Source organism: Allobosea sp. 10L417, from assembly GCF_056395485.1.
The window spans coordinates 1-16,351 of sequence record NZ_JBFTJP010000018.1 but is presented as its reverse complement, the minus strand read 5'-3'; the positions used below and the strand labels follow the sequence as shown (position 1 = coordinate 16,351).

The following is a 16,351-nucleotide window of genomic DNA, read 5'->3' as shown; positions in this document are numbered from 1 at the left end:
ATGAAGACCATTGCCATCTCGGCTGTATTCGCTGGCGCGATCGCGCTCGGCGGCGCCAGCGCGGCGCAGGCCTGGGAGCCGACCAAGCCGATCGAGTTCGTCGTGACCTCGGGCGCCGGCGGGGGCACCGACAATTTTGCCCGCGTGATCCAGTCGATCATCACCAAGCACAAGTTCACGGAGCAGCCGATCGTTGTGGTGAACAAGGGCGGCGGCTCCGGCGCCGAGGGCTATGTCTATGGCAAGGGCGGCAAGGGCGATCCGAACCGCGTCATCTTCGGCACCAACAACGCCTATCTGCTGCCCTATGTCGCCAAGCTCGGCTACAAGTTCACGGATCTGACACCCGTCGCCTCGCTGGCGCTCGACGAGTTCCTGCTCTGGGTGAAGGGCGACGCCCCCTATGCCGACGCCAAATCCTATATCGAGGCGGTCAAGGCCAAGCCGATGGGCTTCAAGATGGGCGGCAGCCAGTCCAAGGACACCGACCAGACGCTGACTTCGATGATCCAGGACGCGTCCGGCGTGAAGTGGATCTACGTCCCGTTCCAGGGCGGCAGCGCGGCGGCCGTGCAGCTCGCCGGCGGCCATATCGATTCCAACGTCAACAATCCCAACGAGAACATCGGCCAGTGGAAGGCCGGGCAGGTGAAGCCGCTCTGCGTCTTCTCGCCGGTCCGCCTCGCCAAGAGCGATCCGGTCTTCGAGGGCAAGGGCTGGGGCGATATCCCGACCTGCAAGGAGGCGGGCCTGCCGCTCGAGACCTTCCAGATGCCGCGCACCGTCTGGCTGCCGGCCGAGGTTCCTGCCGATGCGGTGGCCTACTATGCAGACCTTCTGGAGAAGGTCTCCAAGACGCCGGAATGGCAGGAGTTCGTGCAGCGCACCGCCCAGACCGCCCGCTTCATGAAGGGCAAGGAGCTCACCGACTTCGTCGCCAAGGACGAGGCCGCGAACAAGAAGGTCTTCGAAAACGAAGGCTGGGTCGCGAAGTAAGGTGCGATCGTCATTCCCGGGCGGCGCGACGCGTCGACCCGGGAATCTCATGACGCGAAGGCTGGTTTCCGAGATGGCCGGGTCAAGCCCGGCCATGACGTGCAAGCCCTGAAAGGGAGAACCCACCGCATGATCACCCGCTTTTGGGCCGAGATCGGGACCGCGATCCTGACGCTCGTCTTCGGGCTCGTCATCGTGAAGGGCTCGCTCGAATTCGGCATCGGCTGGGATACGTCCGGCCCGCAACCCGGCGCTTTCCCCTTCTATGCGGGTGCGCTGATCGCGCTCGCGAGCCTCGGCACGCTCGCCATGACGGTCGGCCAGCGCGTCGCCGGCAAGGCGGTACTCGCCGAGTCCTTCCTCGATGCCGAGCGCGGCAAGCGCGTGCTTTCATTCCTCCTGCCGCTGATTGCCTTCGTCGTCATCAGCGCGACGCTCGGCATGTATGTCGCGACGATCCTCTACCTCGTCTTCGCGATGCGCTTCCAGGGTGGTTATGGCTGGCTGCCGACCCTGGTCACGGCCTTTGCGACGGCGGCGTTCTTCTATTTCTCGCTCGAAAAATTCTTCCAGATCGGCCTGCTCAAAGGCCCGATCGAGCCGCTCATCGGCCTCTGAAAGCGGCGGGGATATCAGCATGGACAACGTCGCCAACCTGATGCACGGCTTCTCGGTCGCGCTCACCACACATCATATCCTGCTGATGATGGCCGGCGTGCTGCTCGGCGTGCTCGTCGGCGTCCTGCCGGGGCTCGGCGCCCCCAACGGCGTCTCGCTGCTGCTGCCGCTGACCTTTTCGATGGAGCCGGTCTCGGCGATCATCCTGCTGACCTCGCTCTATTGGGGCGCGCTCTTCGGCGGCTCGACCACCTCGATCCTGTTCAACATTCCCGGTGAGCCCTCATCGGTCGCGACGACCTTCGACGGCCACCCCATGGCCAAGCAGGGGAAGGCGACCGAGGCGCTCTCCTTCGCCTTCCTCTCGGCCGGCTTCGGCGCCATGGCCGGCGTCATCCTGATCACGCTGCTCTCCGGCTGGGTCGCGAAATTCGCGCTGCGCTTCTCCTCGCCCGAATATTTCGCCGTCTACTTCATGACCTTCGCGAGCTTCATCGGGCTCGGCGGTTCCTCGCCGTTCAAGACGGTCGTGTCGATGGCGATCGGCTTCGCGCTGGCGACCATCGGCATGGACTCCGTGTCCGGCAATGTCCGTCTCACCTTCGAGTTCGACGTGCTGCTCGCGGGCGTCAGCTTCCTGATCGCGGTCATCGGCCTGTTCGGCATCGGCGAATTGCTGCTGACCATGGAGGAGGGGCTCAAATTCGACGGCGTCGCCGCCAAGGTCCGCATCGGCGACGTGCTGCGCACCGCCGCGAAGCTGCCGCGCTACTGGCTCGCCTTGCTCCGGTCCTCGCTGATCGGCATCTGGATGGGCATTACGCCGGGCGGGCCGACCGCGGCCTCCTTCATGAGCTACGCCATGGCCAAGCGCTCCTCGCGCAACCCGGCGAAATTCGGCAAGGGCGAGCCCGAGGGCGTGATCGCGCCGGAGACGGCAGACCACGCCGCCGGCTCCGCCGCCATGCTGCCGATGCTGGCGCTCGGCATTCCCGGCTCGGCGACGGCGGCGGTGATGATGGGCGGCCTGATGATCTGGGGGCTCAACCCCGGCCCCACGCTCTTCACCGACCGGCCGGATTTCGTCTGGGGCCTGATCGCCTCGATGTATCTCGGCAACGTCGTCGCGGTGGTGATCGTGCTGGCGACGGTGCCGCTCTTTGCCTCGATCCTGCGCATCCCCTTCTCGATCATCGGGCCGATCATCGTGGTGATCTGCTTCATCGGCGCCTATACCGCCGCGAGCAAGGAGTTCGACATCTGGCTCGCGCTGATCTTCGGGCTCGTCGGCTACGTCTTCAAGAAGCTCGACTATCCGATCGCGCCGCTCGTGCTGGCGATGGTCATCGGAGACAAGGCCGAGGACGCGTTCCGCCAGTCGATGATCTTCAGCCAGGGCTCGCTCTCGATCTTCTGGTCGAACCCGCTGGTCTCGACGCTGATGTCGGTCGGGCTCGCGCTTCTGGTGCTGCCCGTTGTCGGCAGCATCGCTCGCCGCTTGCGTGGCACCAAGGCCGCCAGAACCGTCTGACGGCCGTATCGCCCCTTCGAATGCCGCCCTGTCCGCCATACGAGATGACGCCATGACCGAACCCTACAAGGGCATCCTGCCGATCGCGCCGACCATCTTCCACGACAATGGCGATCTCGATAGCGAGGGCAACAGGCGCGTCATGGACCTGATGGTCGATCAGGGCGTCGACGGCATCTGCATCCTCGCCAACTTCTCGGAGCAGTTCCTGCTGACCGACGAGGAGCGCGATCAGGTCATGCGGCTCTCGCTCGAGCAGGTCGCCGGCCGCGTGCCGGTCATCGTCACCACCTCGCATTTCTCGACGCGCATCGCCGCCGCCCGCGCCAAGGCCGCGGCCAATGCCGGCGCAAAAATGCTGATGATGATGCCGCCCTATCACGGCGCGCTGCTCAAGGCCGACGAGCAGGGCATGATCGAGCATTTCAAGGCTGTCACCGACGCCTGCGGCTTGCCCGTCATCCTGCAGGACGCGCCGCTCTCCGGCGTCACCATGACCGTGCCCTTCATGGTCAGGCTGGCGAAGGAGGTTCCGCTCGTCCGCTATTTCAAGATCGAGGTGCCCGGCACGGCGAACAAGCTGCGCGCCCTGATCGAGGCGGGCGGCGATGCCGTCGTCGGCCCCTTCGACGGCGAGGAGGCGATCACGCTGATGGCCGATCTCGACGCCGGCGCGACCGGCACCATGACATCGGCCATGATCCCGGACCTGATCAAGCCGATCCTCGCCGCCCATGCGGCCGGGGACCGCAAGCAGGCGGCGGCGCTCTATGCCCGCGTGCTGCCGATCATCAACTACGAGAACCGCCAGTGCGGCCTGCGCTCGGCCAAGGCGGTGATGAAGGAAGGCGGCGTGATCAAGTCGGAGGCCGTGCGCCACCCGCTGACGCCGCTGCACCCGAAGACCCGCGAGGGCCTGATCGAGCTCGCGCGTGAGCTGGATCCTCTGGCGCTGCGCTGGGGCAAGTGAGACCGGGGGACGCGGCGGGCGCAGCCGCGCGCCGCTTCGTCTTTACAAAGCGCGGAGGGGCAGCGAGAACACCCGACTGACGGCCGGGCCTGAAGCACGGCGACAGAGGGGAAGTTCCCGACGATGAGCGACGCTTTCATCTGCGGCTATGTCCGCACGCCGATCGGCCGTTTCGGCGGTTCCCTGTCCTCTGTGCGGGCGGATGATCTCGGCGCCGTGCCGCTGAAGGCCCTGGTCGAGCGCTACGCGGGCGTCGATTTTGCTGCAGTGGACGATGTGATCTTCGGCTGCGCCAATCAGGCGGGCGAGGACAACCGCAATGTCGCGCGCATGTCGCTGCTGCTCGCCGGCCTGCCCAAGGAGGTGCCGGGCACGACGATGAACCGGCTCTGCGGTTCAGGGATGGACGCCGTCATCACGGCGGCCCGCGCGATCAAGGCGGGCGAGGCCGAACTGATGATCGCGGGCGGCGTCGAGAGCATGTCGCGCGCGCCCTTCGTGCTGCCGAAGGCCGACAGCGCCTTCTCGCGCCATGCCGAGATCCACGATACCACGATCGGCTGGCGCTTCGTCAATCCGCTGATGAAGCAGCAATACGGCGTCGATTCGATGCCTGAGACCGGCGAGAACGTCGCCGCCGATTGCAATATCAGCCGCGCCGATCAGGATGCCTTCGCCCTGCGCTCGCAGCTCAAGGCTGTCGCCGCCCAGCAGAATGGCCGCCTCGGCAAGGAGATCGTGCCGGTCGTGATCCCGCAGCGGAAGGGCGATGCCATCCGCGTCGAGAGCGACGAGCATCCGCGCGGCGACACCACGCTGGAGAAGCTCGCCAAGCTGCCGACGCCCTTCCGCAAGGAAGGCGGCACCGTCACCGCCGGTAATGCTTCCGGCGTCAACGACGGCGCCGCGGCGCTGATCATCGCCTCGGAGAAGGCCGCGGCGAAATACGGCCTGACCCCGCTGGCGCGCGTCGTCGGTGGCGCTGCCGGTGGCGTCGCGCCGCGGGTGATGGGGCTGGGGCCGATCCCGGCGACCCGCAGGCTCTGCGAGCGTCTGGGGCTGAAACCGACCGATTTCGACATCGTCGAGCTCAACGAGGCCTTCGCCTCCCAGGGCATCGCGGTTCTCCGCGATCTCGGCATCGCCGAGGACGGCGCGCATGTGAACCCGAATGGCGGGGCGATCGCGCTCGGCCATCCGCTCGGCATGTCCGGAGCCCGCATCGCCGGCACCGCCGCGCTCGAATTGTCGCTGACCGGCAAGCAGCGTGCGCTGGCCACCATGTGCATCGGCGTCGGCCAGGGCATCGCCATCGCGCTGGAGCGGGTCTGACCGCCGGGTTTGCGCCGCCCGGGAGCGGCGCCAGGCCGGATTGAGACAGGTCAATTCCAGGGTGCGGGCTCCATCCGGGCCCGCCCCAGAACCATCACGCGATCGACCTGGAAGCCCGAGCGCTGCAGTGCGTCGTGGTCCTGCGGCCAGGCGGCCGAGCGCTCCAGCGAGATCGAGATCCGGGGCAGGCCAAGCTCGACAGCGAGCTGATTGGCAAAGCGCAGCAGCGCATCGACCAGATGCGTCCCCGGCAAGCGCAGCATCGCCAGCTCGAAGATTTCGAGCGTGGTTCCGCCACTGATGGTCTGTGCGACGCGGAAGGTGAACAGGGCATGCGGCATGCCGCGGCCATCGCGCAGGGCAAAGACGCCCCGCGGCCTTGCGCCGTCCTGCGAATGCTCGCGCACGAAGGCGGCCCAGTCGTCGGGCGTTACCTCCGGATGCAGCATGGCGACGAGGCCATAGACGGCGTCGGCTCCGGCCGGCGCGATGCGCGCGACCTCGAAGATGTCATCGCCGGTCACGTGCGGCTCTCCCGATTTTCTGCAGCGCACGGTGGTTGCGGGGGCGATGTTGTCGCATTGATCTGGATCAATTTCGCCGACTAGGGTGCCGAGCGTGCTTTGTGACCCTGCTCGCCTCGGCTATGGTCGTTTCGACAAGCGGGAAGATGCGATCGTGAACTGTCACCCTTCGGCCTGTAGCACTGCGAACCGTGGCGAGGGCAATTGCCGCAGCTGCATGGTTCGCCTGGTGAGCGTCTGCGCGTCACTTTCCGACGACGAGCTGGCGCTGCTTGAATCCCTGGCGCACCCCACGCATTTCGCCTCTGGCGAGACGCTGTTTACGCAGGGGCGCGAGGCTCACTCCGTCTACAATGTCACCGCTGGCGTGGTGCGCCTCTACAAGCTGCTGTCGGACGGTCGTCGCCAGGTTGTCGGCTTCGCCCTGCCGGGGGATTTCCTCGGGCTCGCCATGCGCGATGCCTATGGCTTCTCCGCCGATGCGATCGGCGACGTCGCGGCCTGCGCCTTCTCGCGCGGCGCTTATACCGCGCTGGTCGACGCCAAGCCGCATCTGCTGAAGCGCCTCCACGAATTCGCCACGCACGAGCTGACGCTTGCCCACGAGCAGATGATGCTCCTCGGGCGGCGCACCGCCGAAGAGAAGCTGATCTGTTTCCTGCTCGGCATGCAGCAGCGCTGGGCGCGCCTGGGCAAGCCTTCGGTCACGGTGCCGCTGCCGATGACGCGGCAGGACATCGCCGATTTTCTCGGCCTCACCATAGAGACGGTCAGCCGTACCTTCACCCGCCTCGCCAAGGACAAGACGATCCTGATCGTGCCGGGCGGTGTGCGCGTGATGAATCCCGAGCGGATGAACGCAGTCGCGGCCTGAGACTGCGGTCTCTCGTCGCAACCTGCCAGCCGCTTCCCTTGACCTGAATCAACGCCCGGCCTCAGGCCGCCCGCTAAGCCTCCCGTTCATGGCGCGCTCATGCGCCGGCGACCAAGCGGGAGTCGAATGTGACGGCAACGGCAAGCCAAGTCAGGCAGGCGACTGTCGGCGAAATGATCGGCATGCTGATCGCGACGGCCTGCGTGCTGCCGCTGATCGTGATCTCGGCACTGGCCGAAAACTCCGGCTACGCCTTCCATGCCATGTTAGGCGTCGTAGCGGCTGCCGCCAGCGTGATTCTGATCGCGAACCGCTGTTTCGACGGCACGCCTGCGGCCGAGCCGCAGGAACTCGACGGCAAGCCGAACTACAACATGGAGCCGGTCAAGTTCGCGACCATCGCCGCGATGGTCTGGGGCATCGCCGGCTTCACGGTTGGGCTGCTCATCGCCTCGCAGCTGGCCTTCCCCGATCTCAATTTCGATCTGCCCTGGATCAATTTCGGCCGGATGCGGCCGCTGCACACCTCGGCCGTGATCTTCGCCTTCGGCGGCAACGTGCTGATCGGCACCTCGTTCTACGTCGTGCAGCGCACCTGCCGCGCGCGGCTGGCCGGCACGCTTTCGCCCTGGTTCGTCGTCCTCGGCTACAATCTCTTCATCGTCATCGCCGGCACGGGCTATCTGCTGGGGATCACCCAGGGCAAGGAATACGCCGAGCCCGAATGGTATGCCGACCTCTGGTTGACCATCGTCTGGGTCGTCTACCTCTTGGTCTTCCTCGGCACGGTGATGAAGCGCAAGGAGCCGCATATCTATGTGGCGAACTGGTTCTATCTCGGCTTCATCCTGACCATCGCGGTCCTGCATATCGGCAACAACGTCGCCATGCCGGTCTCGATCCTGTCGCCGAAATCCTACGGCCTCTGGTCGGGCGTGCAGGATGCGATGTTCCAGTGGTGGTACGGCCATAACGCAGTCGGCTTCTTCCTCACCGCCGGCTTCCTCGCGATCATGTACTACTTCGTGCCCAAGCGCGCGGAGCGGCCGATCTACAGCTACCGGCTCTCGATCATCCACTTCTGGGCCCTGATCTTCATCTACATCTGGGCCGGCCCGCACCACCTCCACTACACCGCGCTGCCGGACTGGGCGCAGACCCTGGGCATGACCTTCTCGATCATGCTGTGGATGCCCTCCTGGGGCGGCATGATCAACGGCATCATGACCCTGTCGGGCGCCTGGGATCGGCTGCGCACCGACCCCGTGCTGCGGATGATGGTGGTCTCGCTCGCCTTCTACGGCATGTCGACCTTCGAAGGCCCGCTGATGTCGATCAAGGCGGTGAACGGCCTGTCGCACTACACCGACTGGACCATCGGCCACGTCCATTCCGGCGCGCTCGGCTGGGTCGCCTACATTTCCTTCGGCGCGATCTACTGCCTCGTGCCCTGGCTGTGGAACCGCAAGGGGCTCTACTCGCTCAAGCTGGTGAGCTGGCACTTCTGGATCTCGACGCTCGGCATCGTCTTCTACATCTCGGCGATGTGGGTTTCCGGCATCCTCCAGGGCCTGATGTGGCGCGCCTACACTTCGCTCGGCTTCCTCGAATACTCCTTCATCGAGACCGTCGCCGCGATGCACCCCTTCTATGTGATCCGCGCGATGGGCGGCGCCCTGTTCCTGATCGGCGCGCTGATCATGTCCTTCAACCTCTGGATGACCGTGCGCTCCGAGAGCGCGGCCGAGATGCCGCTCTCCGACGAGGCGCCGGCGCCGCTGGCCATGGCCGTCTGAGGAGCTTCCGGAATGACGAGCATCGAACACAAGCCCGCGCGCCGGTCGCTCTGGGCCAAGCACAAGATATTCGAGACCAACTCGATCATCCTGGTCATCGGCGTGCTGCTGGTGATCTCGGTCGGCGGCCTGGTTGAGATCGCCCCGCTCTTCTACCTGAAGAACACGATCGAGACCGTGCAGGGCATGCGCCCCTACACCCCGCTCGAACTGGCCGGCCGATCCATCTATGTCCGCGAGGGCTGCTACAACTGCCACAGCCAGATGATCCGGCCGCTGCGCGACGAGGTCGAGCGCTACGGGCATTACTCGCTCGCGGCCGAGAGCATGTACGACAAGCCCTTCCAGTGGGGCTCGAAGCGGACGGGGCCTGACCTCGCCCGCGTCGGCGGCAAGTACTCCGACGAGTGGCAGCGGGCGCATCTCGCCGAGCCGCGCGCGGTCGTCCCGCAGTCGATCATGCCGGGCTATCCCTTCCTGGCGAAGACCGAGCTGAACTACAACGACATCGCCGACGAGCTGCGCGCCAACCGCGCCGGCGGCGTGCCCTACACTGACGAGATGATCGCGCAGGCGCAGAGCGACCTGAAGGCGCAGGCGACACCGGACCATCCCGGCCAGTCCGATCTGGAGAAGCGCTATCCGCGGGTGCAGTCGCGTGATTTCGACGGCAACCCCCAGCGCATCACCGAAGCCGACGCCCTGATCGCCTATCTCCAGGCACTCGGCACGCTCGTCGACTTCAAGCTCTACGACGACAAGGCCAACATCCGCTGAGCGAGGCTGCCATGCAAACGACCTATCACTGGCTCGCCGGCTTCGCCCAGTCCGCCGGCCTGATCTACTTCGTCGCCGTCTTCCTCGGCGTCTGCCTCTACGCCTTCTGGCCGAAGAACCGCGCCCGCTTCGAGCAAGCCGCGCTCAATCCGCTGCGCGAGGACTGACCATGGACCAGAACAAGCACGACGCCCCGCATATCGACCCTCACACCGGCATCGCCACGACCGGTCATGAATGGGACGGCATCCGCGAGCTCAACACCCCGCTGCCGCGCTGGTGGCTTGGCATCTTCTACGCCACCATCGTCTGGGCCTTCGGCTACTGGATCGTCTACCCGGCCTGGCCGCTGCTGACCGACGCCACCAAGGGCGTGATCGGCTACGCCAGCCGGGCCGATATCAGCGCGGACATGGCGCAACTGAAGGCTCAGCGTGCTGTCCAGGCCGCGGGCATGGCCGACGCCACGCCCGCGCAGATCAAGGCCGATGCGGCGCTGTTCCAGATCGCGATGGCGCAGGGAAAGGCGGCCTTCGGCGACAACTGCGCCGCCTGCCACGGCGTCGGCGGCGCCGGGGGCAAGGGCTATCCCAATCTGAACGACGACGACTGGCTCTGGGGCGGTTCGCTCGACGCGATCATGCAGACGCTGCGCCATGGCGTCCGCGTCGCCGGCAATGACGAGACGCGAGTGAGCCAGATGCCGGCCTTCGGCCGCGACGGCATGCTCAAGCGCGACGAGATCAACGCTGTCGCCAACCATGTCCGCGAGCTCGCCGGCCTGTCGACCGAGCCGAAGGCCAACCTGGCGCTTGGGCGCAAGCTCTTCGCCGACAACTGCGCCGCCTGTCACGGCCCCGCCGGCAAGGGCAACCAGGAACTGGGCGCGCCCAACCTGACCGACGCGATAAGCCTTTACGGCATGGACATGGCCTCGCTCACCGAGACCATCACCAACAGCCGGGGCGGCGTGATGCCGGCCTGGGGCGGCCGCCTTGATGAGCCCACGCTGAAGGCGCTGACCGTCTACGTCCATTCGCTGGGGGGAGGGCAGTAGCGTGAGCACCGCCGAGGCCGATCCCGACGACACCCCGCTTTTTGCGGCGTCGCGGAAGGTCTATCCGCAGAGCGTTTCCGGCCCGTTCCGGCGCGCGAAATGGCTCATCCTGTTCCTGTGCCTCGGCATCTACTACCTGCTGCCGTTCCTGCGCTGGGATCGCGGCCCGCATCTGCCTGATCAGGCGGTGCTGGCCGACATCGCCAACAATCGCTTCTACTTCTTCTTCATCGAAATCTGGCCGCAGGAGGTCTACTACTTCACCGGCCTGCTGATCATGGCGGCGTTCGTCCTCTTCCTGATGAACGCCGTCGCGGGCCGGGTCTGGTGCGGCTATCTCTGCCCGCAGACGGTCTGGACCGACCTTTTCCTCGCCGTCGAGCGCTTCTTCGAGGGCGACCGCCGCGAGCGCATGCGCGGCGACGAGGCGCCCTGGAGTTTCGACAAGCTCTGGCGCAAGAGCGCCAAACACGCCGTCTGGCTCGTCATTGCCTGGTGGACCGGCGGCGCCTGGGTGCTCTACTTCGCCGATGCGCCGACGCTGGTGCGGGAGCTTGCGACCTTCACCGCGCCGATCTCGGCCTATGTCTGGATCGCGATCCTAACCTTCACCACCTATTCGCTCGCCGGCATCATGCGCGAGCAGGTCTGCAAGTTCATGTGCCCCTGGCCGCGCATCCAGGCGGCCCTGACCGACGACGAGGCGCTCAACGTCACCTATCGCTACGACCGCGGCGAGCCGCGCGTCTCGGTCAAGCAGGCGCAGAAGCTCAAGGCGCAGGGCGCGCCGGCCGGCGACTGCATCGACTGCCACCAATGCGTCGCCGTCTGCCCGGTCGGCATCGACATCCGCGAGGGCGCCCAGCTCGACTGCATCCAGTGCGGCCTGTGCATCGACGCCTGCGATACGGTGATGGCCAAGATCGACCGTCCCAAGCGGCTCATCGCCTATGACACCGAGATCAACGTCAAGCGGCGCATTGCCGGAAAGCCAGCCGTCTACAGCCCGCTGCGGACGCGCACGTTGATCTATGCGGCGCTGATCCTCGTCGTCGGCGGAGCCATGATCTGGCAGCTTGCGACGCGTCGCACCGCCGATATCTCGGTGCTGCACGAGCGCGCGCCACTCTTCGTGACGCTGAGCGACGGCTCGATCCGCAACGCCTATGCGGTGCGCCTGCTCAACAAGCGCCCGGATGTCCGCCCCTTCGCGCTCACCGTCGATGGCCTGCCGGGCATCCGCATCGACGCGGTCGGCGTCGCACCCACCGCCGATCTCCGACCGGTCGTGAACGTCGATCCGGACACCTCGCGAGAAGTGCGTGTCCTCGTCACCGTGCCGGCAGGCGTGCCGCTCGATGCGTCTCAGCCCATCACCATCACCGCCTCGGATCTCTTCGCCGGGGAAACCGTGCGCGCAACCGACCACTTCATGGCGCCCGGAGGCAAACCATGAGCTGCTGCGGAGTTTTCCTGATGTCCTGCGACACCCCCGCCGCCCCGCGCCCGCGCCGCCCTTTCCGGCTCACCGGGCGCATGGTTGCAGCGATGCTGGTGCTGTTCTTCGGTGTCATCATCTCGGTCAATGCGACGATCATGACGGTGGCGCTGCGGACCATGCCGGGGGTCGAGACCCGCAGCGCCTATGAGGACGGCCAGCACTTCAACCAGGAGATCGCGCGCCAGCACGAGCGCGACGCGCGCGGCTGGAATGCCGCGGCCACGCTCGCAAGGCAGGGCGAGGGCGCGGCGCTCGACGTGACGCTGGCCGACCGGCTCGGCCAGCCGCTCTCCGGCTTCACGGGGACGGCGCGGCTGCGCCACCCCGCTACCTCCGCGCGCGACCACAGCGTCGCGCTGAGCGAACGCCAGCCGGGGCGCTACGAGGCGCGCTTCGACCGTATCGACGCCGGTGCCTGGATCCTCGAGCTGAAGGCGCGTCGCGGCGAGGAGGTCGTCTTCGTCTCGCGCAGCCGCATCACCCTGCCGGAGAAGTGAGATGGCGGCGCAGGATCTTTCCGTCTTCGTGCGCCATCGCGATGGCGGCGTCGCCAGCATGGAGCTCGCGGTCGACGGCATCCGCTGCGCCGGCTGCATGCAGGCGATCGAGAGCGGCCTCGGCCGCGAACCCGCCATTCTCGGCGCCCGCGTCAATCTCGCCCTGAAGCGCGTCTCGGTCGAATGGCGCGAAGCGCTGCTGCGGCCGGAAGCTGTCGTCGACAAGCTCGCGGCGCTCGGCTTCAAGGCCTATCCCTTCGTGCCCGAGCGGCAGGAGGAGGGCGCCGCCACCGAGGAGCGCGGCCTGCTGCGCCGGCTGGGCGTTGCCGGCTTCGCCTCGATGAACATCATGCTGCTCTCGGTCGCGGTCTGGTCCGGCAACAGCGGTGACATCGACCCGACGACGCGGGACTTCTTCCATTGGCTTTCGGCGCTCATCGCCTTGCCGACGGCGGCCTATGCCGGCCGGCCGTTCTTCGAGAGCGCACTCAGGGCGCTGAAGGCCGGCGCGGTCAACATGGACGTGCCGATCACCATCGGCGTCGTGCTGGCGCTCGCCATGTCGGTAGCGGAAACCTGGACCCATGGCCGCCACGCCTATTTCGACGGCGTGGTGATGCTGCTCTTCTTCCTGCTGATCGGGCGCTATCTCGACCAGCTGATGCGGCGGCGCACCCGCGACCTCGCCGGCAATCTTGCCGCCCTCAAGGCCGAGACCGCGACGCGGCTGGCCGATGACCGCAGCTGGACGATCACGCCGATCGCGGCGATCGCGGCGGGCGACCGCGTTCTCGTGCGTCCAGGCGAGCGCGTCTCGGTCGATGGCGTTGTCGAGACCGGCCGCTCCGCGCTCGACCAGAGCCTCGTCACCGGCGAGACAGCCCCTGTTGCGATCGGCCATGGCGAGCGCGTCCATGCCGGCACGCTCAACCTCACCGGCGCGCTGACGGTGCGGGTCGAGGCTGCCGGGCAGGGCACGCTGCTCGACGAGATCGACCGGCTGATGAGTCAGGCCGTGGGCAGCCGCTCGCGCTATGTCCGCCTGTCGGACCGGGCGGCGCGGCTCTATGCGCCGGTGGTCCACACTTTGGCGGCCACGACATTCCTCGGCTGGCTGGCATGGGGGCTGGCGTGGCCGGAGGCGCTGATGATCGCCGTCACCGTGCTGATCATCACCTGCCCCTGCGCGCTTGGGCTTGCGATCCCGGCGGTGCAGGTCGTCGCGGCTTCCGCCCTGTTCAAGCGCAAGATCATGCTGAAGGAGGGCGATGCGCTGGAGCGCCTCGCGGAAGCCGACATCGCCGTCTTCGACAAGACGGGAACGCTGACCCTGCCCGAGCCGGACATCCTCAATCCCGAGGCTTTGCCGCTTGAGCGCCGCGCCGAGATCGGTGCGCTCGCGGCGGCCAGCACCCACCCGCTGGCACAGGCTCTGGCGCGCGCGCTCGGAGGCGCGTCCGCAAGGTCCGATGTCCGCGAGGAACGCGGTCAAGGCCTGACGGCAGGCGAAGGCAACGACGAGCAGCGGTTAGGCAGCATCGCCCTCTGCGGGGCTGAGGCCGAAGCTGAGTCGGTGAAGGCGCTTCATCCCGGCGCCTCGCTGATCGCTTATCGCCACGGTTCCTGCTGCACTGTTCTGGCGCTCGGCCAGAGCCTGCGTCCCGCGGCGCGCGAGACGATCGACGCGCTGCGCGCGGCGGGGCTGGAAATCGCGATCCTCTCCGGCGACCGCCCGGAGGCCGTCGCGCCGATCGCGGCCGAGCTTGGCATCGCGCATGTGCAGGCCGGCCTGCTTCCGGGCGACAAGCTCAACCTGCTCGACAGCATGGCGGCGAATGGCCGCAAGGTGCTGATGGTCGGCGATGGCCTCAACGATGCGCCGGCGCTCGCGGGTGCCCATGTCTCGATCTCGCCGGTGAGCGCGACCCATCTCGCGCAGGCGGCGGCCGATGTCGTTTTCCTGGGTGACAGCCTTGCCCCGGTCTCCGCAGCGATCGAGATCGCACGGAAGGCGCGCGGGCTGATGCTGCAGAACCTTTGGTTCGCCGTGCTTTACAACGCGATTGCGGTGCCGATCGCGATTGCCGGGCTGGCGACGCCGCTCGTCGCCGCCGTCGCCATGTCCGGCTCGTCGCTGGTGGTGACGCTCAACGCCTTGCGCGCACGCGGCCGCGGGGCTTCCTCGGAGGCAGATGCATGAACATCATCGTGATCCTGTTTCCCCTCGCCCTCGGACTCGGTCTGATCGGGCTCGGCGCCTTCTTCTGGTGCATGCGCAGCGGCCAATTCGCCGATCTGGAGGGGGCGGCCTGGCGCGTCCTGCAGGATGACGACACGCGGGACTGAGTTCTGCCTCGCCTGTTAACAACGGCTCGGATTCATGGGGCCTTAACCCTGCCGGGCTAGCACTGGGTGACTGGTTAACGAGTTATCGTGTTCGCCCAAGCCCATGCACAAACTTGACCGTCACCGCCGCGCGAACGTCATCGTTTCCGAGGCTTATAGCGCCGACCAAGCCGACGAATCCTTCCAGGCTCCGGTGTCGCCGCGGGCTGTCCGGCGCCCCGTGGAAGAGGCGCAGGAGAAGCCTTGCGTCCGGCCCGAGAACGTGCGTTTCAGCCGCACGCCCGACAAGCTGCGCAAGGCGGCGCAAGTCGAGCGAGAGCAGGCTGTTCCCGCTTCGACCGAATCCAGGGCGATAGCTGTTCCAGCGCCGCCGGCCAGTACGAATCGCGTCCGTTTCTGGCGGACGCCGGACCATCTCATCAAGAAGGTCTGGGGCACTCCGGAGAGCGAGGATGCATCGCTTGCCGAGCCGCTGGACGCGCCTGACGAGGCGATGGCCCCGATCATCGAGGAGCCCTTCGAGGTGACCGGCGAGGTCGTCTGGCCGGAGACGGTTGCCGAGGCCGAGGAGGCCACGACGCCGCTCGCCTTCATTTCCGACCACGCCTTCTGGGAATGCGTGCCCGAGGCCGAGCGCGACGACGCCGAGTTTTCGTTCGAGACCGTCACGCCCCCTGCGAGATGGTCCGCCGCCACCACCCCGGCTGCGGCCGACACCGTTTCCGAAGAGCCGCCACGGGCTCAGGGCGGCGCGCGGGCACAGCCCGAGGCCAAGCGGCCCGAGGCCGCGCCGCTCGCCGTTTCGGCTCCGCTCATCGTTCCCGCCTGGTCGGGTCTGAATTGGGGTCAGAGCTATCAGGTGAGCTTCCAGATCTCCGTGCCGTCCTGGTGTGCGCCGGCCGCCGAGATCGAGCCGGTCGAGAATGACGTTCCCGTCCCGGTCGACCCCGTGATCGCCGTGAAGCCCGGAGTGCCGCTGGCACGCAGCACGCGCCCTGTGGTCGAGCCCGCGCCCGAGCCGGTCGTTGTGCCCGAGCCCGTCATGGTTCAGCCGACCAAGGCCGCCCCCTTCAAGGCCAAGCATCGCCTCGTCGAGCTGCCGGTGATGCAGGATGCCGGCTTCCAGCTCCCGCCGATCGAGTTTTTGACCGAGCCGCCTGTGGCACAGGCCGAGGCGATGCCGGTCGAGGTCCTCCAGCAGAATGCCGGCCTGCTCGAAGGCGTGCTCGAAGATTTCAATATCAGGGGCGAGATCGTCCAGGCCTGCCCCGGCCCGGTGGTGACCCTCTATGAGCTCGAACCCGCCCCCGGCATCAAAAGCTCGCGGGTGATCTCGCTGGCTGACGACATCGCGCGTTCGATGAGCGCGGTCTCGGCCCGTGTCGCGGTGGTGCAGGGCAAGAACGCCATCGGCATCGAATTGCCCAACAGCAAGCGCGAGACCGTCTTCCTGCGCGAGCTCCTCGCCAGCCAGGATTTCGAGGCAACCAAGCACAAGTTGGCGCTCTGCCTCGGCAAGACCATCGGATCGG

At 67.0% G+C, this 16,351-nt stretch carries 16 protein-coding genes; 15 read left to right on the top strand and 1 reads right to left on the bottom strand.

Translation table 11 applies throughout. The features are described 5' to 3' along the window. From AC1DE3_RS26845 to pcaF, 5 genes are all read left to right on the top strand, one after another. The gene (locus AC1DE3_RS26845; protein WP_441513550.1) at nt 1–996 is read left to right on the top strand and encodes a Bug family tripartite tricarboxylate transporter substrate binding protein; all 996 of its coding nucleotides are present in this window, start codon (nt 1–3) and stop codon (nt 994–996) included. A 129-nt stretch (nt 997–1,125) separates the two neighbouring features. Continuing rightward, entirely contained in the window at nt 1,126–1,614 is a 489-nt protein-coding gene (locus AC1DE3_RS26840; RefSeq protein WP_441513551.1) for a tripartite tricarboxylate transporter TctB family protein, read from the top strand. A 19-nt stretch (nt 1,615–1,633) separates the two neighbouring features. Next, complete coding sequence (locus tag AC1DE3_RS26835) at nt 1,634–3,145, top strand: tripartite tricarboxylate transporter permease (protein WP_476797914.1); 1,512 nt, start codon at nt 1,634–1,636, stop codon at nt 3,143–3,145. Between the two features lie 52 nt (nt 3,146–3,197). Then, entirely contained in the window at nt 3,198–4,115 is a 918-nt protein-coding gene (locus AC1DE3_RS26830) for a dihydrodipicolinate synthase family protein (RefSeq protein WP_476781174.1), read from the top strand. Nucleotides 4,116–4,238: 123 nt separating this feature from the next. After that, on the top strand, nt 4,239–5,447 hold the full coding sequence (gene pcaF / locus AC1DE3_RS26825) for a 3-oxoadipyl-CoA thiolase (RefSeq protein ID WP_441513554.1): 1,209 nt from the start codon (nt 4,239–4,241) through the stop codon (nt 5,445–5,447). Nucleotides 5,448–5,497: 50 nt separating this feature from the next. Here the strand turns inward: pcaF and AC1DE3_RS26820 are convergent, their stop codons facing one another. Next, nucleotides 5,498–5,971 (bottom strand): hypothetical protein, encoded by a 474-nt coding sequence (locus AC1DE3_RS26820; protein WP_476781173.1) that lies wholly within the window; start codon nt 5,969–5,971, stop codon nt 5,498–5,500. A gap of 217 nt (nt 5,972–6,188) precedes the next feature. Between AC1DE3_RS26820 and AC1DE3_RS26815 the strand changes: the two genes are divergently transcribed. The 10 genes from AC1DE3_RS26815 to AC1DE3_RS26770 all read left to right on the top strand — a co-directional run. Further along, nucleotides 6,189–6,845: a helix-turn-helix domain-containing protein gene (locus tag AC1DE3_RS26815; protein ID WP_441513556.1), complete on the top strand. Its 657-nt coding sequence runs from the start codon at nt 6,189–6,191 to the stop codon at nt 6,843–6,845. Nucleotides 6,846–7,027: 182 nt separating this feature from the next. Further along, complete coding sequence (gene ccoN / locus AC1DE3_RS26810) at nt 7,028–8,641, top strand: cytochrome-c oxidase, cbb3-type subunit I (RefSeq protein WP_476781195.1); 1,614 nt, start codon at nt 7,028–7,030, stop codon at nt 8,639–8,641. 12 nt (nt 8,642–8,653) lie between these two features. Next, entirely contained in the window at nt 8,654–9,418 is a 765-nt protein-coding gene (gene ccoO / locus AC1DE3_RS26805) for a cytochrome-c oxidase, cbb3-type subunit II (RefSeq protein WP_476781172.1), read from the top strand. A gap of 11 nt (nt 9,419–9,429) precedes the next feature. Further along, nucleotides 9,430–9,585, top strand: a complete 156-nt coding sequence (locus AC1DE3_RS26800; protein ID WP_441513558.1) for a cbb3-type cytochrome c oxidase subunit 3 — start codon at nt 9,430–9,432, stop codon at nt 9,583–9,585. A 2-nt stretch (nt 9,586–9,587) separates the two neighbouring features. Then, nucleotides 9,588–10,475 (top strand): cytochrome-c oxidase, cbb3-type subunit III, encoded by an 888-nt coding sequence (gene ccoP / locus AC1DE3_RS26795; protein WP_441513559.1) that lies wholly within the window; start codon nt 9,588–9,590, stop codon nt 10,473–10,475. Between the two features lies 1 nt (nt 10,476). Continuing rightward, entirely contained in the window at nt 10,477–11,931 is a 1,455-nt protein-coding gene (gene ccoG, locus AC1DE3_RS26790; protein WP_476781171.1) for a cytochrome c oxidase accessory protein CcoG, read from the top strand. Further along, nucleotides 11,928–12,473 carry a FixH family protein gene (locus AC1DE3_RS26785; RefSeq protein ID WP_476852942.1) on the top strand — a complete coding sequence of 182 codons (546 nt, stop codon included), beginning with the start codon at nt 11,928–11,930 and terminating at the stop codon, nt 12,471–12,473. Before ccoG ends, AC1DE3_RS26785 begins: the two co-directional genes overlap by 4 nt. Nucleotide 12,474: 1 nt before the next feature. After that, nucleotides 12,475–14,673 (top strand): heavy metal translocating P-type ATPase, encoded by a 2,199-nt coding sequence (locus tag AC1DE3_RS26780; RefSeq protein ID WP_476781169.1) that lies wholly within the window; start codon nt 12,475–12,477, stop codon nt 14,671–14,673. Beyond that, nucleotides 14,670–14,819, top strand: a complete 150-nt coding sequence (ccoS, locus tag AC1DE3_RS26775) for a cbb3-type cytochrome oxidase assembly protein CcoS (protein ID WP_149130936.1) — start codon at nt 14,670–14,672, stop codon at nt 14,817–14,819. The genes AC1DE3_RS26780 and ccoS overlap by 4 nt, the downstream gene beginning before the upstream one ends. Before the next feature lie 103 nt (nt 14,820–14,922). Beyond that, nucleotides 14,923–16,351: DNA translocase FtsK (locus tag AC1DE3_RS26770; RefSeq protein WP_476852941.1), on the top strand; the 1,429-nt coding region annotated here is incomplete at its 3' end.

What these genes read in the sequence shown, in the direction of transcription:
- AC1DE3_RS26845 (WP_441513550.1), top strand. Translation starts at nt 1, where the DNA reads ATGAAGACCATTGCCATCTCGGCTGTATTCGCTGGCGCGATCGCGCTC.
- AC1DE3_RS26840 (WP_441513551.1), top strand. Translation starts at nt 1,126, where the DNA reads ATGATCACCCGCTTTTGGGCCGAGATCGGGACCGCGATCCTGACGCTC.
- AC1DE3_RS26835 (WP_476797914.1), top strand. Translation starts at nt 1,634, where the DNA reads ATGGACAACGTCGCCAACCTGATGCACGGCTTCTCGGTCGCGCTCACC.
- AC1DE3_RS26830 (WP_476781174.1), top strand. Translation starts at nt 3,198, where the DNA reads ATGACCGAACCCTACAAGGGCATCCTGCCGATCGCGCCGACCATCTTC.
- pcaF (WP_441513554.1), top strand. Translation starts at nt 4,239, where the DNA reads ATGAGCGACGCTTTCATCTGCGGCTATGTCCGCACGCCGATCGGCCGT.
- AC1DE3_RS26815 (WP_441513556.1), top strand. Translation starts at nt 6,189, where the DNA reads ATGGTTCGCCTGGTGAGCGTCTGCGCGTCACTTTCCGACGACGAGCTG.
- ccoN (WP_476781195.1), top strand. Translation starts at nt 7,028, where the DNA reads ATGCTGATCGCGACGGCCTGCGTGCTGCCGCTGATCGTGATCTCGGCA.
- ccoO (WP_476781172.1), top strand. Translation starts at nt 8,654, where the DNA reads ATGACGAGCATCGAACACAAGCCCGCGCGCCGGTCGCTCTGGGCCAAG.
- AC1DE3_RS26800 (WP_441513558.1), top strand. Translation starts at nt 9,430, where the DNA reads ATGCAAACGACCTATCACTGGCTCGCCGGCTTCGCCCAGTCCGCCGGC.
- ccoP (WP_441513559.1), top strand. Translation starts at nt 9,588, where the DNA reads ATGGACCAGAACAAGCACGACGCCCCGCATATCGACCCTCACACCGGC.
- AC1DE3_RS26785 (WP_476852942.1), top strand. Translation starts at nt 11,928, where the DNA reads ATGAGCTGCTGCGGAGTTTTCCTGATGTCCTGCGACACCCCCGCCGCC.
- AC1DE3_RS26780 (WP_476781169.1), top strand. Translation starts at nt 12,475, where the DNA reads ATGGCGGCGCAGGATCTTTCCGTCTTCGTGCGCCATCGCGATGGCGGC.
- ccoS (WP_149130936.1), top strand. Translation starts at nt 14,670, where the DNA reads ATGAACATCATCGTGATCCTGTTTCCCCTCGCCCTCGGACTCGGTCTG.